Origin of the sequence: Marinobacter sp., from assembly GCF_033722195.1 — a bacterium.
Lineage (GTDB): Bacteria > Pseudomonadota > Gammaproteobacteria > Pseudomonadales > Oleiphilaceae > Marinobacter.
Genome location: NZ_JAWVZL010000050.1, coordinates 1 through 21687 on the forward strand (window position 1 = coordinate 1; position 21687 = coordinate 21687).

General features: G+C 65.2%; 20 protein-coding genes. 7 read left to right on the plus strand and 13 right to left on the minus strand.

Going from position 1 to position 21687, the window contains the following annotated elements:
* Both R3280_RS10300 and R3280_RS10305 read left to right on the plus strand, forming a co-directional pair.
* A partial coding sequence (locus tag R3280_RS10300; RefSeq protein WP_318998520.1) for a TetR family transcriptional regulator occupies nt 1–550 on the plus strand: 550 nt, incomplete at its 5' end.
* 18 nt (nt 551–568) lie between these two features.
* Nucleotides 569–1480, plus strand: coding sequence for a haloalkane dehalogenase (locus R3280_RS10305; protein WP_318998521.1), 912 nt, complete (start codon nt 569–571; stop codon nt 1478–1480).
* On the opposite strand, the gene R3280_RS10310 is transcribed toward R3280_RS10305, so the two are convergent.
* Entirely contained in the window at nt 1472–1948 is a 477-nt protein-coding gene (locus tag R3280_RS10310) for a shikimate kinase (RefSeq protein ID WP_318998539.1), read from the minus strand. The two genes, R3280_RS10305 and R3280_RS10310, sit on opposite strands and share 9 nt — an antisense overlap.
* A 328-nt stretch (nt 1949–2276) precedes the next feature.
* Between R3280_RS10310 and R3280_RS10315 the strand changes: the two genes are divergently transcribed.
* The 3 genes from R3280_RS10315 (at nt 2277) to R3280_RS10325 (ending at nt 3992) form a co-directional block, all read left to right on the plus strand.
* Complete coding sequence (locus R3280_RS10315) at nt 2277–2549, plus strand: hypothetical protein (RefSeq protein ID WP_318998522.1); 273 nt, start codon at nt 2277–2279, stop codon at nt 2547–2549.
* Nucleotides 2550–2563: 14 nt separating this feature from the next.
* Nucleotides 2564–3040, plus strand: coding sequence for a hypothetical protein (locus tag R3280_RS10320; protein WP_318998523.1), 477 nt, complete (start codon nt 2564–2566; stop codon nt 3038–3040).
* A gap of 235 nt (nt 3041–3275) precedes the next feature.
* The gene (locus R3280_RS10325; RefSeq protein ID WP_318998524.1) at nt 3276–3992 is read left to right on the plus strand and encodes a YebC/PmpR family DNA-binding transcriptional regulator; all 717 of its coding nucleotides are present in this window, start codon (nt 3276–3278) and stop codon (nt 3990–3992) included.
* 30 nt (nt 3993–4022) lie between these two features.
* Here the strand turns inward: R3280_RS10325 and R3280_RS10330 are convergent, their stop codons facing one another.
* From R3280_RS10330 to R3280_RS10340, 3 genes are all read right to left on the minus strand, one after another.
* A complete protein-coding gene (locus R3280_RS10330; RefSeq protein ID WP_318998525.1) occupies nt 4023–5621 on the minus strand; it encodes a choline dehydrogenase in 1599 nt (532 codons plus the stop codon).
* 256 nt (nt 5622–5877) lie between these two features.
* The gene (pntB, locus tag R3280_RS10335; protein ID WP_318998526.1) at nt 5878–7272 is read right to left on the minus strand and encodes a Re/Si-specific NAD(P)(+) transhydrogenase subunit beta; all 1395 of its coding nucleotides are present in this window, start codon (nt 7270–7272) and stop codon (nt 5878–5880) included.
* 12 nt (nt 7273–7284) lie between these two features.
* Nucleotides 7285–8862, minus strand: a complete 1578-nt coding sequence (locus tag R3280_RS10340; protein ID WP_318998527.1) for a Re/Si-specific NAD(P)(+) transhydrogenase subunit alpha — start codon at nt 8860–8862, stop codon at nt 7285–7287.
* 409 nt (nt 8863–9271) lie between these two features.
* On the opposite strand from R3280_RS10340, the gene R3280_RS10345 reads away from it, so the two are divergent.
* Complete coding sequence (locus R3280_RS10345) at nt 9272–10255, plus strand: threonine/serine dehydratase (protein WP_318998528.1); 984 nt, start codon at nt 9272–9274, stop codon at nt 10253–10255.
* Here the strand turns inward: R3280_RS10345 and R3280_RS10350 are convergent.
* Complete coding sequence (locus R3280_RS10350; protein WP_318998529.1) at nt 10252–11289, minus strand: sodium:calcium antiporter; 1038 nt, start codon at nt 11287–11289, stop codon at nt 10252–10254. The two genes, R3280_RS10345 and R3280_RS10350, sit on opposite strands and share 4 nt — an antisense overlap.
* 20 nt (nt 11290–11309) lie before the next feature.
* Entirely contained in the window at nt 11310–11690 is a 381-nt protein-coding gene (locus tag R3280_RS10355; protein WP_318998530.1) for a DUF393 domain-containing protein, read from the minus strand.
* Between the two features lie 166 nt (nt 11691–11856).
* Between R3280_RS10355 and R3280_RS10360 the strand changes: the two genes are divergently transcribed.
* The gene (locus R3280_RS10360) at nt 11857–12516 is read left to right on the plus strand and encodes a glutathione S-transferase family protein (protein ID WP_318998531.1); all 660 of its coding nucleotides are present in this window, start codon (nt 11857–11859) and stop codon (nt 12514–12516) included.
* A gap of 42 nt (nt 12517–12558) precedes the next feature.
* On the opposite strand, the gene R3280_RS10365 is transcribed toward R3280_RS10360, so the two are convergent.
* The 7 genes from R3280_RS10365 to R3280_RS10395 form a co-directional block, all read right to left on the minus strand.
* Nucleotides 12559–12924 carry an STAS/SEC14 domain-containing protein gene (locus R3280_RS10365; protein ID WP_318998532.1) on the minus strand — a complete coding sequence of 122 codons (366 nt, stop codon included), beginning with the start codon at nt 12922–12924 and terminating at the stop codon, nt 12559–12561.
* Between the two features lie 34 nt (nt 12925–12958).
* Nucleotides 12959–14281 (minus strand): PQQ-dependent sugar dehydrogenase, encoded by a 1323-nt coding sequence (locus R3280_RS10370; RefSeq protein ID WP_413468764.1) that lies wholly within the window; start codon nt 14279–14281, stop codon nt 12959–12961.
* Nucleotides 14282–14385: 104 nt separating this feature from the next.
* Nucleotides 14386–16653 (minus strand): ATP-dependent DNA helicase, encoded by a 2268-nt coding sequence (locus R3280_RS10375; protein WP_318998534.1) that lies wholly within the window; start codon nt 16651–16653, stop codon nt 14386–14388.
* Nucleotides 16650–18383: a VRR-NUC domain-containing protein gene (locus R3280_RS10380; RefSeq protein ID WP_318998535.1), complete on the minus strand. Its 1734-nt coding sequence runs from the start codon at nt 18381–18383 to the stop codon at nt 16650–16652. Before R3280_RS10380 ends, R3280_RS10375 begins: the two co-directional genes overlap by 4 nt.
* A gap of 106 nt (nt 18384–18489) precedes the next feature.
* Nucleotides 18490–19161, minus strand: a complete 672-nt coding sequence (locus tag R3280_RS10385) for a rhomboid family intramembrane serine protease (RefSeq protein ID WP_318998536.1) — start codon at nt 19159–19161, stop codon at nt 18490–18492.
* 63 nt (nt 19162–19224) lie between these two features.
* The gene (locus tag R3280_RS10390) at nt 19225–20820 is read right to left on the minus strand and encodes a hypothetical protein (protein ID WP_318998537.1); all 1596 of its coding nucleotides are present in this window, start codon (nt 20818–20820) and stop codon (nt 19225–19227) included.
* Nucleotides 20821–20910: 90 nt separating this feature from the next.
* Nucleotides 20911–21687 (minus strand): patatin-like phospholipase family protein (locus R3280_RS10395; RefSeq protein WP_318998538.1); only part of this gene is annotated, 777 nt, incomplete at its 5' end.

Consider the following 21687-nt stretch of genomic DNA (forward strand, 5'->3'; position numbering starts at 1 on the left):
CGAGCAGGTCACACTGGCGGAAGTCGCCGCTGCCAGCGGGCTCACCAAGGCCGCGCTCTACCGTTATTTCCGCAGCAGGGAGCTGCTCTACATAGCGGTCTACCGGGAGCACTTTGCGGCCCTGGTGGATACCCTGTGCCGGCAGCCGCCGGCGCGGTTCCCCCATGGCTTTGCGGATGTCCTGCTGGCGCACCCCCTGGTATGCAGCCTGACCGCGGTGCTGCACGTGGCTCTGGAGACCGGCCTCAGCGAACAGGAGGCGCGGGACTTCAAGCTCTTCCTGCTGGCCCAGAGCCAGCGCCTGGTGGGCCTGCTGCAGCAACGCACCGGCCGCAGTGAGGAGGATTGCCGCAACTACCTCATGCAGTGTCACCAGGCACTGATCGGTTGCTGGCACACCAGCCACCCGCCGGAACCGGCCCGCAGGGCCATGGCGTCACCGCCGCTGGACGTGTTTGAAGTGGATTTCGCAGCGACCCTGAAGGCCCACATGGGGTTACTCACCGACGCTTTCACAGCCCCGGGTACGCCGGGGACAGAACAGGGCTGAACCACAAGGAGATTGTCAATGGAATCGGTACGCACCCCCGACGCCCGTTTCAAGCGCATGCTGGATTACCCGTTCGAGCCCCATTACCTCGAGGTGGACGGCCTGCGCATGCACTATGTGGACGAGGGCCCGGCGGAGGCCAAGCCGGTGCTAATGCTGCACGGCGAGCCCTCCTGGTCCTACCTCTACCGACATATGATTCCGATCTGTGCCGCCGCCGGTCACCGGGTCATTGCGCCGGACCTGATCGGCTTCGGCAAATCCGACAAGCCGGTCAAACTGGAGGACTACAGCTACCAGGCCCACATGGACTGGTTGAAATCCATGCTTGAGCAACTGGAGCTGACCGACATCACCCTGGTGTGCCAGGACTGGGGCTCACTGCTGGGGCTGCGGCTGGCGGCGGAAAACCCGGAGCGTTTCCGCGCCATCGTGGTGGGCAACGGCATGCTGCCCACCGGGGACCAGAAGGTCCCCAAGGTGTTCCACCTGTGGCGCAATTTCGCCATCTACAGCCCCTGGTTTCCGATCTCGCGGATCATCAACGCCGGCAGTTTCCGTACTTTGGGGCCGGAAGAACGCCGGGCCTACGACGCACCCTTTCCGAACAGCAAGTACAAGGCCGGCGCCCGGGCCTTCCCCCGCCTGGTGCCCATCAGCCCGGACAATCCGGCCTCGAAGGCCAACCGGCGTGCCTGGCAGTCGCTGGAGCAGTGGCACAAGCCGTTCCTGACCACGTTCAGCAACGGTGATCCCATCATGCGTGGGGGCGACAAGTACATGCAGCAGCGGATTCCCGGCGCCAAGGGACAGAACCATGTCACCCTCACCGGTGGTCACTTCCTGCAGGAGGACTCACCGGTACAGTTCGCCCGGGCCATCAACGATCTGCTGGCGAAGATGGACAGCCCCGGCAAAGCCTCAGCCTAGGCCGGTCGTAGCCAGGATCCGGTCACAGACCTGATCCTGGTTCATTCCGTCGGCATCAATGATGAGGTCGGCGTAGCTCCGATAAAGGCGGTAGCGCTCCTGGAAAAGCTCCGCCAGGGACTGGTCGTTTCGTTTGGAAATCCCCCGCAGGCTGAAATTGCCGATGCGCTCCTCCACCGTGGCCAGGGATACATCCAGGAAAACCACCAGGCCATGGACCCGCAGGTGATTCATGGCGGCATCGCTGTAGACGGCGCTGCCGCCAGTGGCGATGACGTGGTGATGAAAATCGGTCGCCAGCAGCACCCGCTCCTCCACCCGCCGTAGGGCGGCATAACCATCGTTATCGACAATGGCCTGCAGACTGCGGCCCTCGGCGGACTGGATCAGAAGGTCGGTGTCGACAAAGTCCATCGCCGCCCGCTTGGCCAGCAACACGCCCACGGTGCTCTTGCCGGACCCGGGCATACCCACCAGGACCAGATTGGAGCGCTGGAGCGGGCCCGGTATCACAGCGCCCGGGGGCCGATCAGGATGGCGGCCGGGATGGCAGGGCCGGTGGGATGTCTCATCAGGGCTGTTCTCCTCTAGCTGCTGTGCCTTTGACTATAGCCGCGCATCCGGCCCCGGTATAGGTCGTGTGCCCGGCCCTTCTGCCGCAATTAACAGCGAAACTCCCGGCTAATCCATTGAAAAACTGTAAAGAGCCACCAACTACCTTATACCCGTCGCGTGAACGCTCAGCGGCGGTCACAATCCGAGCGTTCGAATGAGCTTGAACAAAAGGAGACGCCTCATGGCAGATCAAGATGTAGACAAGCTGCGAAAGGAAATGGACCAGCTGCGCAACGACATGCGCACCATCACCGAGACCCTCAAGACCATGGCTGTCGACCGCGGCGAGCGCGGCTATGAGCAGGTCAGGGCCAGTGTTGACCAGGCCCGTGACGGCGCCCGTCGGGCGAGCCAGGCAGTGGAATCCCAGATCGAGGACAAGCCGTTCAGCAGCGTACTGCTGACTTTCGTCGTTGGCCTGATCACCGGCCTGCTGGTCCAGTCCCGGCGCTAGGCCGGCGGCTCACCATGAAGGAGTCAGTGATCCAGGCGCTGTCCGCGCTGATGCTGCTGTGTTTCTCCGTCCTGGTGGGAATGGTGGGGATCGGCTTCCTGATCGCCGGTCTGTATCTGGGCCTGACCCACTGGCTGCAGCCCGCCGGAGCGGCAGCGGCCACGGGGGGCCTTATCCTGCTGGTGACGCTGTTGCTGCTGTTGCTCTGCAAGGTCATTGTGAGCCCCGGCCGCAAACCCCGGCAGGAGCAACCACAGGATGAACTCTCCGGTCTGCTGCAGAACGCTGCCAGCATGCAGCGCATGACCCGGCAGCTGGAGAGTACAGTGAGAGAACACAAGCCCCTGTTCACCGCGGGCAGTTTTGCGGTGGGCTTCTATCTGGGGGTCAACCCGGAGGCGCGACGCGCCCTCGGGGCGGCGCTCAAAGAAGCCACCGCCCATGGCCTGCGGGAAGCCGAGGGCCACGGCAAACCGGCCGGTCGCCCCTAGCAGGCGTCACAGCATCACAACCAGGAACAGACGTTTCAGGTGGGGCACCCTCCGCCACGGCGATTCCACCCTCCCGGGATCGACCGAAGGCCGGGTGTCCGGCCTTCTTGTGGTGGCTGAGCGCGCCCTCCGGGACCGGTTACACATCCCTGCACTTGTTCGCGAACAGAAATAGATCTGGCCAGGTTTTTATGTGTAAAATTTGGCCCCTCCCGAATTCCAGTGAGACAGAGTAATGGGCAGAGCCTACCAGAACCGCAAAGACTCCATGGCCAAGACGGCAAACGCCAAGACCAAGGTGTACAGCAAATACGGTCGCGAGATTTACGTCTGTGCCAAGTCCGGCGGTACCGACCCCCTCGGCAATCTGGCACTGCGGGGCCTGATTGATCGCGCCAAGAAAGACCAGGTGCCAACCCACGTCATCGAGAAAGCCCTCGAGAAGGCCAGCGGCGTTGGCGGCGAGGACTTCTCGCCGGCCCGTTATGAGGGCTTCGGCCCGGGCAACTGCATGGTGATCGTGGACTGTCTCACCGATAACCCCAACCGCACCTTCGGCGACGTCCGCCTGTGCTTCACCAAGACCAAGTGCAAGATCGGAACGCCGGGCAGCGTCAGCCATATGTTCGACCACTGCGCCATCCTGGCCTTCCGGGGCCAGGACGAAGACACGGTGCTGGAAACATTGATGGAAGCGGACGTGGACGTGACCGACATCGAGAACGAAGATGGCCGGATCACCGTATTCACCCCCAACACCGAGTACGCCAAGGCCAAGCAGGCGCTGGTTGACGCCTTCGGCGAGCTGGAGTTCGAAGTCGACGAGATCCAGTTCCTGCCCCAGACCACCACCGAGGTCACCGGCGACGACCTGCCCATGTTCGAGAAATTCCTAGACATGCTGAACGATCTGGACGACGTCCAGAACGTTTACCACAACGCCCAAGCCTGATGACGGGAGGGGGCCCCGGCAAGGGCCCCCTCAGCCTGCCTGGCGGATCATGTCCGCCGCCTTTTCCGCAATCATGATGGTAGGGGCATTGGTGTTGCCACCGATGAGGCTAGGCATGATGGAGGCATCCACCACCCGCAAACCCTCTATGCCGTGCACCCGTAGCGAAGGGTCCACCACGGCGTCGGTACCGGTACCCATGCGGCAGGTCCCCACCGGATGATAGACCGTATCCACCCGCTTTCTGAGGATCTCGCGGATATCGTCATCGGTACGCACATCGGCGGTAAAGATATCCCGCTCGATGAAACGGGACAGGGACGGCGCTTTCATCAGCTTCTCGGTCATCTTGTAACCTTCCACCATCTCCTCCATGTCCGCCGGATCGCTGAAGAAAGCGGGGTCAATCATGGGCGCTGACAGGGGGTCGGCGTCTTTCAGCCATACCCGGCCGGCACTGCGGGGCCGCAACAGGCAGACATGGCAGGAGAAACCATGACCGGCGTGCAGGGTGCGGGCGTGGTCGTCAACCAGCGCAATGACGAAGTGGAGCTGGATATTGGGCGCATCCAGCTCCGGCCGGGTCTTCAGGAAGGCTCCGCCCTCGGCGAAATTGGAGGTCACCAGGCCCCGTCTTTCCCGGCGGTAGCGGGCAATCTGCCTGACCAGGTGCAGGCCGCCACGCAGCGACAGGCCCAGCAGGTTGTCGTCCTTGGCCTTGTAGGCAAAGATGAAGTCCGGGTGGTCCTGAAGGTTGCGGCCCACGGCCGGCAGGTGATGGACCGGGTGGATGCCGTGGCCGGTCAGTTCCTCGGCGTCGCCCACGCCGGACAGCATGAGGATCTGGGGCGACTGCAGGGCACCGGCACTCAGCAGTACCTCCCGACGCGCCCTGAGCGTCTTTTTCTGGCCGTTCTGAAGGTACTCCACCCCAATCGCGCGACGACCTTCGAACAGGATTCGTAGGGTCTGGGCGCCGGTTTCCACCCGCAGGTTGTCCCGGCTACCCAGGTGAGGCTCCAGATAGGCCCGGTAGCTGCTCCAGCGCTCGCCGTTGTCCTGGGTGACCTGGTAAAGACCTACGCCCTCCTGGCTGGCACCGTTGAAATCGTCGTTCAGTGGGTAACCCACCTCCTGGGCCGCGTTCAGGTAATGCTGCTGGAAAGGGTTGTCACTGCGCAGGCGGCTGACCCGCAGCGGGCCCTCCCGGCCGTGCCACTCATCGTCAATATCCCGGTTGCATTCCGAACGTTTGAAATAGGGCAGTACCTCGTCGAATGACCAGCCGCTGTTGCCCAATTCGGCCCAGTGATCGTAGTCCTTGCGATGCCCGCGGATATAGGCCATGGCGTTGATGGCGGAAGAGCCGCCCAGTACCTTGCCCCGTGGCTGGTAGCCGCGACGGCCGCCAAGACCGGGCTGGGGCACCGTTTCGAAGGCCCAGTTGTTGATCTTCTTGGGTACACTCAGCACCACCGCTGCCGGCGCCGTAACCAGCCAGTGGCCTCCGTTGCCCGAACCCGCTTCAAGCAGGGTCACGGAGGTCAGTGGGTCTTCACTCAGGCGGCCGGCCAGGACACAGCCGGCGGAGCCGCCGCCAATCACGATAAAGTCGGTTTCTTGGGTCATGGGTCTTCGCTTTGTTTTTGTTGCGTCTTGATTACTGGCCAGAACTCTAACCCCGGTATGGCAAAAGGAACAGGCAGTGGAGCCGGCAAATCGGGTCAGTTTTCGGTCGCTGCCGGTAAATTAACCGCGTGGGCCTCAGCCTGTCCCTCGACCCGTTCCCAACTCCCGTTACCCGCGGACCAGCCTTTCCTTCGCCCGGCACAAACAAAAAAGCCCCGGCACAGGGCCGGGGCTTTCAGACTTCTCAGCTGCAGGGTCAGCCGCGCAGGGCCCCCAACAGTTTTTCCACACTCTGACGCGCGTCGCCAAAGAGCATCCGGGTGTTGTCCTTGAAGAACAGCGGGTTCTCCACGCCGGCGTAGCCAGTGGCCATGCCGCGCTTGAGGACCACCACCTGGCGCGCCTTCCAGACCTCCAGCACCGGCATGCCGGCAATGGGGCTGGCAGGATCCTCGGCGGCAGCCGGGTTGACGGTGTCGTTGGCACCAATCACCAGCACCACGTCGGTTTCCGGGAAGTCCTCGTTGATCTCGTCCATCTCCAGCACCACGTCATAGGGCACGTGGGCCTCCGCCAGCAGCACGTTCATGTGGCCGGGCAGACGGCCGGCCACCGGATGGATGCCGAAACGCACGTTGACACCCTTGTCCCGCAACAGCTTGGTGATGTCACTGACGCCGTTCTGGGCCTGGGCCACCGCCATGCCGTAGCCCGGCACAATGATCACCGAGTTGGCGTTGTGCAGTTCCTCGGCCAGCTCGTCGACACTGGTCTCGTAGACCGTCTGGTCCTCGTCGCCGGCGGCGGAGCTGCTGGAGGTCTGGCCAAAGCCACCCAGGATGACGCTGATGAAGGACCGGTTCATGGCCTTGCACATGATGTAGCTGAGGATGGCACCGCTACTGCCCACCAGGGCACCGGTAACGATGAGCAGGTCATTGCCCAGCATGAAACCGATGGCAGCCGCCGCCCAGCCGGAATAGCTGTTGAGCATGGACACCACCACCGGCATGTCGGCACCGCCGATGGCCATGATCAGGTGAATACCCAGCACTGCGGCGATGACAGTCATCACCACCAGGGCGATAAGGCCCAGGGCCGTGCTTTCGGTGCCCAGGAACCAGCCGCCCAGGACGACACAGACGATGATGGCCACCAGGTTTATCAGGTGCCGGCCGGGCAGGGTCAGCGCCTTGCTGTCGATGCGGCCATCCAGCTTGCCGCAGGCCACCAGGGAGCCGGTGAAGGTCACCGCACCGATGAAGATACCCAGGAAGACCTCCACCAGGTGGATGGTGTGCTCAGCCCCGGTGCTTGCCTTCAAAGGCTCGATGTAACCGGAGAAGCCCACCAGCACCGCGGCCAGACCCACAAAGCTGTGCAGCAGCGCCACCAATTGCGGCATCTGGGTCATTTCCACCTTGTTCGCCAGCGGAATACCAACGGCAGCGCCCAGCACCACGGCAATGATGATGGCCACAATGTCGTTGAAACCGACACTGAAAATGGTGGCGGTGATGGCAATCAGGATGCCGGCAACGCCATAGATGTTACCGCGTCGGGCGGATTCCTGGTGGCTCAGGCCACCCAGGCTGAGGATGAACAGTACACTGGCCACAACGTAGGCCACGCTCACTAGTCCTGAAGTCATGATTGGCGTCTCCTACTTGCGAAACATTTTGAGCATGCGATGGGTCACCCGGAACCCCCCGGCGATGTTGATCGTGGCGATAAACACGGCGATGAACGCCATGATGCCGACCGCGATGTTCTCAGCCTGGGCCAGGTGCAGGAGTGCGCCGATCACAATGATGCCGCTGATGGCGTTGGTCACACTCATCAGGGGCGTGTGCAGCGACGGTGTCACGTTCCAGATCACCTGCCAGCCAATGAAGCAGGCCAGCACGAACACCGTGAAGTGCTTCAGGAAGCTGTCCGGCGCATGGGCGCCGATACCATAGAGCGCCAGTACGGTGACCAGCAGCAGCGCCACCTGACCGATCTTCTTGCGGGTGGCCGCCTTCTTCTGGGCCGCCCGGGTCTCCTCGGGCGAGGGTTCCTTGGCTGCCGGCGCCGGCTTGGGTTTGGCGGGTGCCTCCTGCTTGGGCGGTGGCCAGGTGATGTCCTCACCCTTGACCACGGTCAGGCCACGGATGACGGTGTCTTCCATATCCACCTGGGGCTTGCCGTCTTTTTCCGGAGTCAGCTCGGAGAGCATGTGCACCAGGTTGGTGGCGTAGAGGTCGCTGGCCACCTTGGCCATGCGGCTGGGCAGGTCGGTATAGCCGATCAGCTTGACGCCGTGCTTCTCCGCCACCTTGCCGGGCTCGGTGAGCTCGCAGTTTCCGCCGCGCTCGGAGGCCAGGTCCACCACGACACTGCCGGGCTTCATGGACTTCACCATGTCCGCGGTAATCAGCTTGGGAGCGGGCTTGCCGGGGATCAGGGCGGTGGTGATGATGATGTCCACGTCCTTGGCCTGCTCGGCGAACAGCTCCATCTCCTTCTTGATGAACTCGTCGCTCATTTGCTTGGCGTAGCCGCCGGAGCCGCTGCCGTCCTCGTCACCGAAGTCCAGCTCCAGGAACTCGGCGCCCATACTCTCCACCTGTTCCTTGACCTCCAGGCGGGTATCGAAGGCCCGCACGATGGCGCCCATGCTGTTGGCGGCACCAATAGCGGCCAGACCGGCGACGCCGGCACCGATCACCAGGACCTTGGCGGGCGGAACCTTACCGGCGGCGGTGACCTGACCGGTGAAGAAGCGGCCGAAATGGTTGGCCGCCTCCACCACCGCCCGGTAACCGGCAATGTTGGCCATGGCGCTGAGGGCATCCATCTTCTGCGCCCGGCTGATCCGCGGCAGGCTGTCGATCGCAAACGCGGTGGCCTTTTTGGCGGCCAGTTTTTCCAGCAGTTCGCCATTCTGGGCCGGCCACAGGTAACCGGCCAGGAAGGCGCCCTCTTTCATCAGCTCGATTTCATGCTTGCCAAGCTCCGGGTGTTCCATCGGTTCGCGGACCTTGAGGATGAAGTCCGCCTCGCCCCAGAGTGCCTTGGCATCCTTGGCAATGGTGGCACCGGCGTCGCGGTAGGCTTCGTCACTGTAGTGGGCGGCATCGCCGGCACCGCTCTCGACACAAACCTCATACCCCAGTTTTATGAGCTTCTGGACCGAGGCCGGGGTCGCGGCGACCCTGCGCTCGTCCTCGAAGATCTCCTTTGGAATTCCTAGTTTCATGGTCAATATGCCCTCCAACTGGCCGGCTCCTGATGAACCGGTCACACATATCTACAAGACCAGAACGGACTCGAATTGGTCTCATGGGGTCGTGAATGACTGCAATCTTTGCCTGTGCAGTAAATAACAGGCTGCATACTTTGCCGTGACTTGCGGCAGCCTTCAAGTTTCGTTTGTGTTCGTATTCTAAATAATTTTTCCTTTACGAACCACAATGGTGCACAAAGCGGCCCTGTTTCCGGTGCCAGTACCGGGTGTTTCGGGCCACCCTGCCGGCACCGGCGGCAAACTAACCGAACTTGATACAGAAAGCCATTGGCCGCATGGTCTTTATCACGATATTTCACCGGCAAACCGGGCCGCCGCTCGGCCCCGGATGACCACCGCCAGCCTGCAGGGAGAGAGCAGAATGCCTGAACAGACACTGCCGGACGAAGCCATCATAACCCAGGCCGCCGACCGGATATCGGACCAGCTCGGGGAAACACCTCTGCTGCGGGTGCCGGATCTGGAGGCCAGCCTCGGCCAGCCCCTGTGGCTGAAATGCGAGAACCTTCAGCGTACCGGCAGTTTCAAGGCCCGTGGCGCCCTCAACTGGCTGCTCACCGCCCGGGACCGGGAACTGGAACCGGGCCTGGTGACCGTGTCGGCCGGCAACCATGCCATTGCCCTGGCCTGGGCCGCCAGTCAGCGGTCGGTGCCGCTGACGGTGGTGATGCCGGAGGGCTCAAGCGCCCTGAAGATCGAGCGCACCCGGGCCCTGGGCGCTGAGGTGGTGATTCATGGCGCCATCGGTGAGGCCGTGGCCCACTGCCATCGCCTGCGGGAGCGCCACGGCTTTACCCTGGTCCACCCCTACAACGATCCCCGGATCATGGCGGGCCAGGGTACCGTGGGGCTGGAACTGGTGCGCCAGCAACCGGACATTCGCCGGATCCTCTGCCCTATCGGCGGTGGTGGCCTGATTTCCGGAGTCGGGCTGGCCATCAAGGCCCGCCGGCCCGATATCGAGTTGATCGGGGTGGAGCCTGCCGGCGCCGCCACCATGGCCAATGCCTGGGCCCATGAAGACCACACAGCCAGCCTGGAAAAGGTTGTCACCTGGGCCTCCAGCCTGGCGCCGGCGGTGGTGGGAGACTGGACCTACGCCGCCAGTCGCCAGGTGGTGGACCGGCTGGTGACCGTCAGTGAGGACGGCATTCGCGAGGCCACCCGCCGGCTGCTCACCGAGGCCCGGCTCTACGTGGAGCCGGGGGCCGCGGTGGGACTGGCGGCTTTATTGGAAGGCCAGGTCGCCCTCGATCCGGAACTGCCAACCGCATTGCTGATCACCGGCGGCAACCTGGACCTGAATCAGGTAGCTCTCTGCCAGAACGGCCGGCAGGGTCATTAGTCGCCATTGGCCAGCAGGAGTATGACGCCGGTGGCGTAGAGCACCACGATGGCCGCACTTTCCGAGCCGATGCGGGCGATACCGCGCTCCTCCCGGCGCAACAGCCCCATCATCAGGATGCCGGCCATCACCAGCGTCAGCGCTACCCACAACCGGGAGTCGGTGGACATGGCGTGGTAGATGGACCCGGGTCGGTAGGCAACGTCCGAGGCCGCGGTGAAAAGGGTGTCGAAGGCATTGCCGCCGATGATGCCCCCTACCGCCAGGGTCAGGGCGCCGCGGCGCACCGCGGCAATGGAGGTCACCAGTTCCGGTATGGAGGTACTGATGGCGGTCAGCAGCACCCCCACAGCGGTCTCGCTGAGACCGGTCTTGATGGCGATGTTGCTGGCGGCGGGCTCCAGCAGCCAGCCCGCCAGCCCCAGGCCCAGCATGAGCAGCAGGAACTCGACCCAGAGTCGCGGCAGGGCGGGCATGGCGGAGGTGTCGTCCGGTGTATCCTCCCGGGTCTCACGGGTCTGGGACGGCCGCCACATCGGATAGAGTTTGGCCCCCCGTACCAGACGAATGCCCCAGACGTAGGTGGCAATCAGCACCGGCGTCAGGGGATGCACACCCCAGATAGTCACGGCAGGCAATTGCGGCGCCAGCAGGATCAGCGCCAGCAGCACAATCAGCAGAGCATTCTGCAGCATGTTGGGCGCCGACGCCGCGGCATGTTCGAGATTGGCCCGGCGATAGGCAAAATCCGCCACCACCAGGAACAGGGTCTGGACCGCGATCCCGCCCAGGGCGTTGCTCACCGCCAATTCGGGGTGGCCCTTCCAGGCCGCGGTCACCGACAGCACCGACCCCGCCAGTGACGTGGAGGCGCCCAGCAGGACGGCACCCGCCACGGCCTCACCGAGGCCGGTACGATCGGCCAGCTGGTCCACCACCCGGGTGATCCGGGTGCCCAGCACCGCAATCACCAGGGCGCAGATGGCGAACACCAGGATGCTGTCCGCCAGCGACCAGGTGTCGGGGCTGATCATGTCCAAACCGTCTCCTTGTATCAGTGGTCAGGCATGCGTCCGGTTTTACGCAGGCGCCGGGTTACCCAGACCCGATAGAGCCAGGACAGCAGCTGCCGCAGCCCCGGCAGTCCGATCAGCCAGGCCAGCGGCCGCAACGCGGGCACCCGCGACATGAGCAGGATATAGGCGTCCAGTTCGCGGTGGATACGGCCGCGGGCGTCCTTGACATGCAGCTCCTGCAGAGCCTGATCCGGCTCGATCCCCTGGCGGCGCAGTTCATCGTCCCGGCCGGTGATATCCACCCAGCGCACCGATTCGCCGCGGCGCCCCGCCAGGCGCTGGTAACGTTCCCGATCCCGGACACAGCCCGGGCAGGAACCGTCGTAGTAGACCACCAGTTCGGAATCTCGGTCAGTCATGGTCGCTTCCTTTTCCGGGGCCGTTGGAAAAACGGGCTCCCTGACAATGGCATTGACTTTGACCCTAACAGAATGGTTACCGCAAGAGACAGGTCCGGACCCTTGAATTTACGCATTTCATATCGATGTTCTTTAAGGAGAAGCCAGCAAAATAAGGAGACACTGCATGATCGACCTCTACGCGTGGAAAACACCGGAAAGCTTCAAGGCCTCCATCATGCTGGAGGAGCTGGACATGAACTACTGCGTCAATCCAGTGGACATCACCCAGGGCGAACAGAACATCTCGGACTTCCGGGCCCTTAGCCCCAATGGCGAGATCCCGGTGATCGTCGACAACACCAGCGACGTGGACCGGGTGTTCGAGCCGGGTGCCATTCTTCTCTACCTGGCAGAGAAAGCCGGCAAACTGCTGCCTCCGGATCCCATTCCGCGGGCCGAAACCTTCGCCTGGATGTTCTTCGAGGCCAATCATCTGCGCCCGATGACCGACCAGATGCACCATTTCGACCACGAGGAGTCGGACGCGCCCGAGTCGGTCAAGAGCCGCTTCCGGGATGAAGTCCTGCGCCTGCTGGAGGTGCTCAACGGCCGCCTGGGCTTCCACCCTTACCTGGCGGGCATGGAATACAGCATCGCCGATATTGCCAACTATCCGCGGGCGCGCTTTGCGGTCACCGAAATGGAGCGCCACGATCCGGACGCCATCGCCGCCCTCGAGCCCCTGAAAAGCTGGCTCAATCGTATCGAGCAGCGCCCGGCGGTTCAGCGTGGCGTCGCGGTCCCCACCGAGGAGACCATGGCGGAAGTCTCCGAGCCGCAATAGGGCGGATCCCGGCATGCGCTGGATCAGGGCGCGGCAGAGGCTTCAGTCGCCCTGGATCCAGCGTTCCGCGTCTTTGTAGGCGTCAAAGTCGAAATGCCGTACCTCTGCCGACACAAAATGGTCGGCCACATGCTCACCCAATTCCCCAAGTGCTGAATCGGTGACGATGGCCACTTTTGGCATTTCCCGGTGATGCTGGCGGATGAAGCGCAGGTGGGTCAGCAGGGCGCCGAAGGATTTCCAGCCCGGAAAGCGCCGGGTACTGATGATCATGCCGTTGAGCTCGCCCCGCTTTTCGAGATAATCGTCCACCCGCTGGGCCGCCATCTCGAAATCCTCCCGGGTCAGGGCATCGGACGGGCTGAGTACCGCGATACCCTTCTCCTCGTCCATTATGATGTCCATCATGGCTAATCTCCTTCCGGTTATTCCTGATTGGTGATTACTCTGGGGCCTGACCAGTGTCGCCGGCGGCGCTGACCCGCCAGATGATATCCCCCACATCGTCCGCCACCAGCAGTCCGCCCTGGCTGTCCACCGTTACGCCCACCGGCCGGCCCAGGGCCTCGCCGTCGAGGGTCAGAAAGCCGGTGAGCACGTCCATGGGCGGGCCTGCCGGCTCACCGTCCTCGAAGGGCACGAAAATAACCTTGTAGCCGCTGAGGGGATTACGGTTCCGGGAGCCATGCTGGCCCACGAACATGCCGTTGGCAAAGCGTTCCGGCAGGCTGTTGCCCCGCGCGCTGGCCAGCCCCAGGGAGGCGGTGTGGGCACCGAGGGCATAGTCCGGCACCAGGGCGTCCTTGACCAGCTCAGGCCGTTGAGGCTCGACTCTGGCGTCAAGGATCTGGCCAAAGTAGCTGTAGGGCCAGCCGTAGAAGTCGCCGTCCTCGACCGCCGTCATGTAATCCGGCACCAGGTCGCTGCCGATCTCGTCACGCTCGTTGACCGCGGTCCAGAGCGCGCCGGTCTGCGGCTCCCAGGCCATACCCACCGGATTACGCAGGCCATCGGCGAAGATCCGGGCATCACCGGTGGCGATGTCGATCTGCCAGATCGCCGCCCGGCCCTCTTCCTTGTCCAGGCCATGCTCTCCCACGTTGCTGTTGGAGCCCACACCCACATACAGGTGCTCGCCGTCGGGGCTGGCGATCAGGCTCTTGGTCCAGTGGTGATTGATGGGGCCGGCCGGCAGCTGCACCACGGTTTCGCCGGCGGCCTCGATCCGCACCTGGCCGGTCTGGTAGGGAAAACGCACCACCGCGTCGGTATTGGCCACGTAGAACTGGTCCCCCACCAGGGCCATACCAAAGGGCGAGTGCAGGTTATCGAGAAACACCGACCGCTCATCCGCCACGCCGTCGCTGTCGGTATCCCGCAGCAGCGATATGCGGTCAGCACTGGGACCGGCAGCACCGGCCTGGGCCATGACCCAGCCGGCGATGTAATCCTTCAGCCCCTTATCTTCCTTCGGTGGCCGGTTGGTTTCCGCCACCAGCACGTCGCCGTTGGGCAGCACATAGAGCCAGCGCGGGTGGTCCAGGTCGTCGGCAAAGGCTACCACCCGCATACCCGCTGCAGGGTCGGGCGTATCGCCGTTGGGCCAGCCCTCGGCAGGTGCAATGTTGACCGTGGGAAACAGTGTCGGGTTGGGCGGCGGCAGCACCGGCTCGGGCCCCATGCCGGCCTCCACCGGCAGCTGGGCGGTGTCGCCGCAGGCCGTCAGCAGCAGCGCCGAAACCAATGGCAGGACTCGGGCGGACATTAAGCTCATGAAAACGCTCCCTGGTGTTGGATGACGGATCGCCATGGCAGCCTGGCCGGACCGCCTTCCCTCACTTAAGCAAATCTGTCCGGGGTTTGCATCTTTCAAGGGTTTTCCGCGGCAGCAAACCACCACTTTGGCAGCAGGGCGGTCACCTCCGGACGCGCGAAACGGTCGTCGATCAATACGATCTCGCCTTCGTCGGTGGGTGTGCGGATGACCCGGCCGGCGGCCTGGATGACCTTTTCCAGGCCCGGATAGAGGTAGGCGTATTGGTAGCCTGCGCCGAACCTCGCCTGCAGGCGCTGGCGCAGGATCTCGTTGCGGCTGTTGAAAGGCGGCAGACCCAGGGTGGCCACGAAGGCGCCCCGCAGCCGGTCACCGGGCAGGTCGATGCCCTCAGCGAAGGCGCCACCGAGCACCGCGAAGCCGATACCGCGGCCTCCGGGCTGGAAGCGGTCCAGGAACTCTTGCCGCTGCGCCGGTGCCATGGCCGGCGCCTGACGCCATACCGGGATGTTCGGCGCCACCGCCCGGAAATGCTCGTACACCGCCTCCAGGTAGGCAAAGCTGCTGAAATAGGCCAGGTAGTTGCCCTCACAGGCCCGGTAGTGGCGGCCCAGCAGGGCGGCAATGGGCGCCACCGACGCCGCCCGGTGCAGGTAGCGGGTGCTGATATCGCGGACCAGATGCAGCTGCAGCTGGCTGGCCCGGAACGGACTGGCCACCTCCTGCCAACGGGTCTCGGGCGGCAGTCCCAGCAGGTCACGATGGTAGACAGGCGGCGTCAGGGTGGCGGAGAAGAGTACGCTGCTGCGGGCGGCGCGGAACCTTGGCGCCAGAAAGTCCGCCGGGACCAGGTTGATCAGCGCCAGTGTGGCCCTGCCCCGGCCGGGACGCCGGAGCTCGCACAGGGAATGATCAGCGAACAGCTCCGCCAGCCGGGTATAGGCCAGGGCCTCGAACATCAGCTCCTGCAGGGCGGCATCGGCGGGGTGTTCGGACAGGTAATCGGTGATGGCGGTCACCAGCCCGCCCAGGGCGGCGGCCAGGGCCTGGGGCGGCTGGTCAAGCTGGACCGCCTCGTCCGCCGTCGGCGCCGGCAGGTCGGGATGCTTCAGCAGCGCCTGCCACTGCCGCGCCACCCGCTGCAACGGTTGTTTCAGCGCTACCGGCGCGCCCCGACGCACCGCCAGCAGACGCTGCTGGCTGAGTTCAACGCTGTACATGGCGCGGGCCCGGTTCACCAGGTTATGGGCCTCGTCCAGCAGCAGGGTGATCCGCCAGTCATTCTGCTGGGTCAGGGCGTGCAGCAGTGCGCTCTGGTCAAAGTAGTGATTGACGTCACCGATCACCAGGTCGCACCAGCGGCTCAGTTCCTGGGCCAGATAGTAGGGACAGAGGCCATGGGCCAGGGCGATCTCACGCACGCGGGTCTGATCCAGCGGGCCGTCACTGTCCACCGCGGCCTGGCGGGCGACTCCCAGGCGGTCAAAGAATCCTTTCGCCAGGGGACAGGACTCGCCGTGACAGGCCCGGTCCGGATGTTCGCAGGCATGCTGTTTCGAACTCAGCTCCAGCACCCGCAACGGAACGTCGGCGGCCTGGGCCGAGCGGATCCGCTCGACGCCCGCCAGCGCCAGGCCACGGCCTGTGGTGCGGGCGGTGAGAAAGAACAGCCGGTCCTGGCCGATGCGCGGCATCGCCATCAGCGCCGGAAACAGCGTGCCCAGGGTCTTGCCCAGACCGGTGGCGGCCTGCAGCATCATCGGCCGGTCCCGGCTGACCGCCCGGAACACCGCCTCCGCGAGCGGGCGCTGGCCTTCCCGGAAGTCGGCAAAGGGAAACCGAAGCCCGGCCAGGGCCTGGTCCCGGCGTTGGCGATGCGCCTGCTCCTGCCGGGCCCAGGCCAGATAACGCCGGCAAAGCGCCTCAAGACCCTGCCAGAGATCACCGGCACTGGCGGTCTCGGTCACCAGGGTTTCCCGCTCCCGCCCCAGGTCGTAGTAAACCAGTGCCAGTTCCAGGGAGGCCAGGCCTTCGCTGGCACACAGCAGGGCGCCGTAGCAGCGGAGCTGGGCCCAGTGCAGGGCCTGCTGGGCGTCGGACAGCCGCGACAGGTCACCGCGATGGGTCTTGATCTCCTCCAGCCGGCCGCGCCCCGGGTCATAGCCGTCGGCTCGGCCGCTCAGAGAAAGGCCGAGGCATTCCCCCTGCAGCCGTAGTTCCGGCTGGTAACCCTCCGGTCGGCCGGCCTGGACCTTACGGTGGCCCTGGCGGCCCTGCTCGGCCGTGGGCGAAGGGGTGTAGCGGTGATCCAGGTCGCCGGCGCGGGCGGCGAACTCGCACAGGGTGCGGACTGCGACTTTCACTGCCCCGGCTCCTGCCAGCGCACGTGACACACCGACATGGCCATGCCGTGGCCGAGCCCGAATTCCAGCCACTGGCGCTGGTGCTCCTGCAGCCGATCCCCCGGCCCCTTGACCTCGATCATCTCGTAGCCGCCCTGCTCCGGCAGCAGCCGGATCAGGTCCGGCAGGCCGCTGCGGTGATGTTTGAGATCATCCAGCATGCGCCGGAAGCAGAGTTTGAGGTGCTTCGCCGGCAGGCAGTCCAGTGCCAGTGCCAGCAGTTCGGGGCTCAGCAGTGGCCAGTGCAGGAAGGGCGAACTGACGCCCCGCTTGGCCTCGGCCCGGTCCAGGATCTGCTGCCGGTAACGGCCATCGTCCAGGGCCGCCAGGCAGTCCTCGAACAGGTCGCTGCGGCGACTGACGAAATCCTCCCGGTAAAGATCCGCCGGCGCGGTGTGGAAGGGATGGAAGAAGGCCCCCGGCAGCGGTGCGTAGAGCGCCGGCCAGCACAGCAGCGCAAACAGGCCGTTGAGCAGAGTGTTCTCCACATAGACCACCGGTGCCCCGGGCCGGTCCAGATGCGCCAGTACCGCCCACTCCACCGAGCCCGATGCCGGCCTGGGCAGCGTCAGGGTCCGGCTGGGAATGACCGGGGCCCGGCTGGCGGGCGGCGCCGTGACCCCCAGCTTTTTCGCCAGCCGGCGCAGCAGCCGCACCAGGCCCCGGCGCTCACTCTCGCTGCGGGGTGCCGCCAGAGCCCGGGAGGCCAGGTCATGGGCGCGACTGAGATCACCCTGGCGTTCAAGCAGGCGCAGTTGCTTCAGGCGAGCCTCCCGGTGACCACTGGCGCCATAGGCCTGGAGCGCCAGCGCCTCGTCACCGCCGCGCTCCGCCAGCCGGGCCAGCTCGAACAGCAGACGGCCACGGCGGCTCTCGAGCCAGCTGTTGGTCAGGGCCGGCGGCACCCGCGGCCAGATCTCCGCCACCGGCTGGCCCGCCTCCAGGTCCTCCCGGCAGGCCTGCATGGCCAGATAGGTGTCCACCTGCTGGCGGCTGGCGAACGCCCTTGACTCCGGGGTGAAGGTTACCGGCTCAAACACCTGATGGCCCAGTTCCGCCATGACGAATTCCGACCAGCCCTGGCGAAGGTTGCCGAAGAACATCAGCCGCAGGCGGCCGAACAGCTCGTCGTCCATCAGCGCCACCACCTGGTCCGGGCTTCCCGGCCACCAGTGGGCCAGCGTGGCCGGCGCCGGAGCGCTGGCCGCCAGCACCGCCAGCATGGTCTTCTTGCTGGCGGAACGGGGCAACCCCGCCGCTGCCAGTGCCGGCTCGAAGGCCTCCAGGCACTCGCCCCGGGTGAGCAGCCGGAAGCAGTCCGCCAGGCTCAGCTCCGGCGCCGGGTCCAGCCAACGGTCCGCCACCAGGGTGGCCAGGGCCTCGGCCAACGGCTGCCCGAGTTCGGTGTAGGCCAGTTTGCCGGCCCGGAACAGTCGGCCGGTGCGCATTATCAGTCGCACCAGCAGCGCCCGGGCCGCGATGGGCAGGCGCTGGTACTGTGCCAGGCGCGCGCGCTCTTCGGCCAGCAGCAGGTCACTGTGGTGGCCGGCGACCCAGGCCACCACGGTGTCAAAATTGGCCAGGTAGTAGAGCGGGTCATCCAGGGAGGCAGCCGTGGGCCGCCAGGCCGGATCAGGCACGGGAGGTGTCAGCGGCGCGACGTCGGCGCGGGCGGAGACGGACTGGGACATCAGCGGGAACTCGGTACGGATGGCAACGGCAGGTGGACACCAGGCCGGCGGCCACCCCTTCAATCATATCAGAAACCGGCGCCCCGGAGGCGCTCCGATGCCCGGTTCAGCGGCGCACTTTTGGCCGCAGGGTCAGGATGAACAGCAGCCCGAACACCATGCCGGCCAGGTGGGCGAAATTGGCCACACCCTGCTGGGTGCCGGTCACCCCGATCACCAGTTCGAGGATGCCGATCAGCACCACAAAATACTTGGCCTTCATCGGAATGGGCGGAATCAGCAACACCACGATCTGGTTGGGAAAGGTCATACCGAATGCCAGCAGGATCGCGAACACCCCGCCGGAGGCACCCAGCGACGGCGCTGCCGGCGTCAGACCGCTGGAGGTCATCAGCAGTTGCACCACGCCGGCACCGAGGATGCAGACACCGTAATAGAGGGCAAAGGTGGCCGAGCCCCAGGCCCGCTCCATGGCGCTGCCGAACATCCACAACACAAACATGTTGATGAACAGATGCAGCAGGCCACCGTGCAGGAAGGCGTAGGTCACCAGCTGCCAGATCTGGAATTCACCGGCGGCCATGCCCGGCGGCAGATTGACGCTGGCTTCCGCCCCCATCGGCCAGAGCGCCAGGTACTGGAGCCCGACATAGGGCGCCCCCAGCAGGGCAATGAAGACCACCACATTGGCAACCAGCAGGCCGGTGACCACCGGAATCGGCCCCCGACTGATCACCGCCTCTTCTTTCGATTCGGTTCGGTTTTCATCAACTTCCATAGTGCTCCCCGGCAACGGTTGGGCGACAGTTCCACTATAGGATGTGTAGCCGAACCCCGCTCGCTACAAGGCCGGCTGTGAAATTGCCGGCCCCTTGCCGAAATGCCGGTGCAGAAAACCCCGCAGCTCGGCCATGGTGGCACCCGCCTGCATCAGGTCCGGCAGCATTCCCCGCCGGAAACCCGGCAGGTGGCCCGGGCCTTCCAGAAACGGCGCCAGCAGGGCAGGCTCGGCGCTGATTACATGGACGGGTACATCCCGGCTGGCGGCGTCCCCGGTGATCAGCGGCGCGGGCTGGTGGTCCCCCAGCAGGATCAGCAGGGTGCCGGGCTGCAGGTACCTGACGGTGTATTCCCCTGCCACCGCCAGGGCATAGTCGATGGCGCGGCCGAAATGCTCCCGCACCCTCTCCGGGTCGCGCCAGAGAACGGCCGGCGCCTCGCCGCTGTCGCGCCAGGGCTCGAAGACCTCGCCGCGGCCAATACCCTGCCAGTCATTCAGCACCGGCAGGATCGGCACCCAGGGCGCGTGGCTGCTGATCAGTGCCAGTTCCGCGAACACCGGTCGCACTGACGGCGCCAGCACATGCCGGTCGAACCAGGACCAGGTGTACTGGTCCGGCATGGTGACCCAGTTCAGTGCCGGCCCGCTGTAGTCCATGCTGGCGGCGGCGTGAATGCGGTCGTAGCCCAGGCGCCGGCCTTCCGGCCAGGGCCGGGTAATGGCCGGCATCACCGCCACGGTGTCGTGGCCGGTGAGGCGGAAATCATCGATCAGGGTGCTGTAGCGACTGGCCAGCAGAATGTCGTAATCCAGCTGGGAGTCCACCCAGAGACCGCTCAGCACCGAGGCGTGGGCCAGCCAGGACTGGCCGCCCTGCACCGGCGAGCGCAGCCGGCCACTGACCACGTGCAGCCCTGCCCGTTCCATGTCGCGACCGATCTCCGCCAGCCGGGCCCGGGTCAGTTCCCGGTAGCGCGGGTCGGTGAGCGCCGATATGCCGTAGGATTCGATGAAGCCGAACACCACGTGGCGGCCCGCCAGCCCCGGCAGCGGCGCCGGCTGCAGGCCACGGTCGTCCGCCCGGGTCTGGCGGCGGAAGTCGGCGGTGGCCTGGCGGGTGGCCTGGGCCAGTTGCCACTGGCTGGTCACCAGCGCCACCCCGGTGGCAGCAACCGGCCCCCGGCCCATGGGCGCCAGCACCAGCGCCAGCAGCCCCAGCACCAGACAGACCGCTCCGGCTTCCCGGGCAAAGCGCGGGCGGTGAAGCCGGCGCAGCAGTTGCGCCTTGCCCCAGACGAGCGCCACCAGCGTGGTCACAAGGGCCAGAGCGAGGGCCAACACCGCCAGCCCCGCCTGGTTGCTCAGCACCAGGTCCAGCGACGCCGGCAGCAGGCCCGCATCCAGGTAGACATTCACCGGTCGGCCCAGGGCCTGGCGGATCAGGGCATCGGCGCTGGCGATCACCACCAGGCTGCCGTAGGCAGCCGCGAGCAGCCATGCCAGCGACGACCGCGCAGCACCGGGCGACAACAGCAGGAAGACTCCGGCCAGCACCAGGGCCTCGGCGGCCAGCCAGGGCATCTGGGGAAAGGCCGGCGCCACCAGGAGCAGCAGCAACAGATTGAGGGTCACCAGACTGGCAATTAGGCGGGGCAACAAGGCTCTCCTCGGTAAAGAAACGATTCTGACTTTATACGTTTGCGACCGGCAGGGGGACGCCCTGTTCCCGGATCCATCGCCGATCGGTCAGGGGCCGGCGGCGGAATCGCTGAAGAAGTCGTCGATCTGGCGGCTCTGGCGCTGCGCGTCCTGGTAGCCCAGCTTGATCAGCGCCTGGCAGAAGCGGTGGTCGAACAGCAGGTAGCTGGCCAGGCTGGCGCCCGGTGAACCCTTGCCGGGCTGGACACCGGTGAGCTTGCGCAGCACCGCCGGCAGGCCGTCAATGTACCGGGCAGCCAGTTCGTCCAGGGGCTCACTGGGGGAGATCTCCAGCAGACGCACCGGCTTCAGCTCCAGGTTCGCCGCCTGCAGGCGCTCCGGCGGAACCAGGTCCAGCAACTGGTTCACCAGCCTGAGCCGGTCGATATCGTAGTCCAGGGTGTCGAGGAACATGCCGTTGAAGACATGGGCGAAGATCTGGCCGAAGCCGGGCATCATAGGTTTGCCGGGGCGTTCCGGTGGGCGTTGCTGGTTGGCGCTGACGCCGATCACCAGCACCCGCTCCGCCCCCAGGCGCAGGGCCGGACTGACGTGGGCCATCTGGCGGGTGACACCGTCGCCAAAATACTCACGGTGGATCAGCACCGGCGGAAATACCGTGGGAATGGCGGCAGACGCCATTACATGGGACAGCTCCAGCGACGTCCGGCAGCCGGCCCGCTGGCCCTGGTTCCAGCTGGCCAGGCCCTCGCGGCCATCAAAAAAACAGACATTCTGACCGGTGGAGTAGCCACACGCGTTCACCCCCACCGCCGACAGCCGGTTCTCCCGGATGGCCTGGCTGACCGCGGCAAAATCCACTTC

What these genes read in the sequence shown, in the direction of transcription:
- R3280_RS10305 (WP_318998521.1), top strand. Translation starts at nt 569, where the DNA reads ATGGAATCGGTACGCACCCCCGACGCCCGTTTCAAGCGCATGCTGGAT.
- R3280_RS10310 (WP_318998539.1), bottom strand. Translation starts at nt 1,948, where the DNA reads ATGCCCGGGTCCGGCAAGAGCACCGTGGGCGTGTTGCTGGCCAAGCGG.
- R3280_RS10315 (WP_318998522.1), top strand. Translation starts at nt 2,277, where the DNA reads ATGGCAGATCAAGATGTAGACAAGCTGCGAAAGGAAATGGACCAGCTG.
- R3280_RS10320 (WP_318998523.1), top strand. Translation starts at nt 2,564, where the DNA reads ATGAAGGAGTCAGTGATCCAGGCGCTGTCCGCGCTGATGCTGCTGTGT.
- R3280_RS10325 (WP_318998524.1), top strand. Translation starts at nt 3,276, where the DNA reads ATGGGCAGAGCCTACCAGAACCGCAAAGACTCCATGGCCAAGACGGCA.
- R3280_RS10330 (WP_318998525.1), bottom strand. Translation starts at nt 5,621, where the DNA reads ATGACCCAAGAAACCGACTTTATCGTGATTGGCGGCGGCTCCGCCGGC.
- pntB (WP_318998526.1), bottom strand. Translation starts at nt 7,272, where the DNA reads ATGACTTCAGGACTAGTGAGCGTGGCCTACGTTGTGGCCAGTGTACTG.
- R3280_RS10340 (WP_318998527.1), bottom strand. Translation starts at nt 8,862, where the DNA reads ATGAAACTAGGAATTCCAAAGGAGATCTTCGAGGACGAGCGCAGGGTC.
- R3280_RS10345 (WP_318998528.1), top strand. Translation starts at nt 9,272, where the DNA reads ATGCCTGAACAGACACTGCCGGACGAAGCCATCATAACCCAGGCCGCC.
- R3280_RS10350 (WP_318998529.1), bottom strand. Translation starts at nt 11,289, where the DNA reads ATGATCAGCCCCGACACCTGGTCGCTGGCGGACAGCATCCTGGTGTTC.
- R3280_RS10355 (WP_318998530.1), bottom strand. Translation starts at nt 11,690, where the DNA reads ATGACTGACCGAGATTCCGAACTGGTGGTCTACTACGACGGTTCCTGC.
- R3280_RS10360 (WP_318998531.1), top strand. Translation starts at nt 11,857, where the DNA reads ATGATCGACCTCTACGCGTGGAAAACACCGGAAAGCTTCAAGGCCTCC.
- R3280_RS10365 (WP_318998532.1), bottom strand. Translation starts at nt 12,924, where the DNA reads ATGATGGACATCATAATGGACGAGGAGAAGGGTATCGCGGTACTCAGC.
- R3280_RS10370 (WP_413468764.1), bottom strand. Translation starts at nt 14,281, where the DNA reads ATGTCCGCCCGAGTCCTGCCATTGGTTTCGGCGCTGCTGCTGACGGCC.
- R3280_RS10380 (WP_318998535.1), bottom strand. Translation starts at nt 18,383, where the DNA reads ATGTCCCAGTCCGTCTCCGCCCGCGCCGACGTCGCGCCGCTGACACCT.
- R3280_RS10385 (WP_318998536.1), bottom strand. Translation starts at nt 19,161, where the DNA reads ATGGAAGTTGATGAAAACCGAACCGAATCGAAAGAAGAGGCGGTGATC.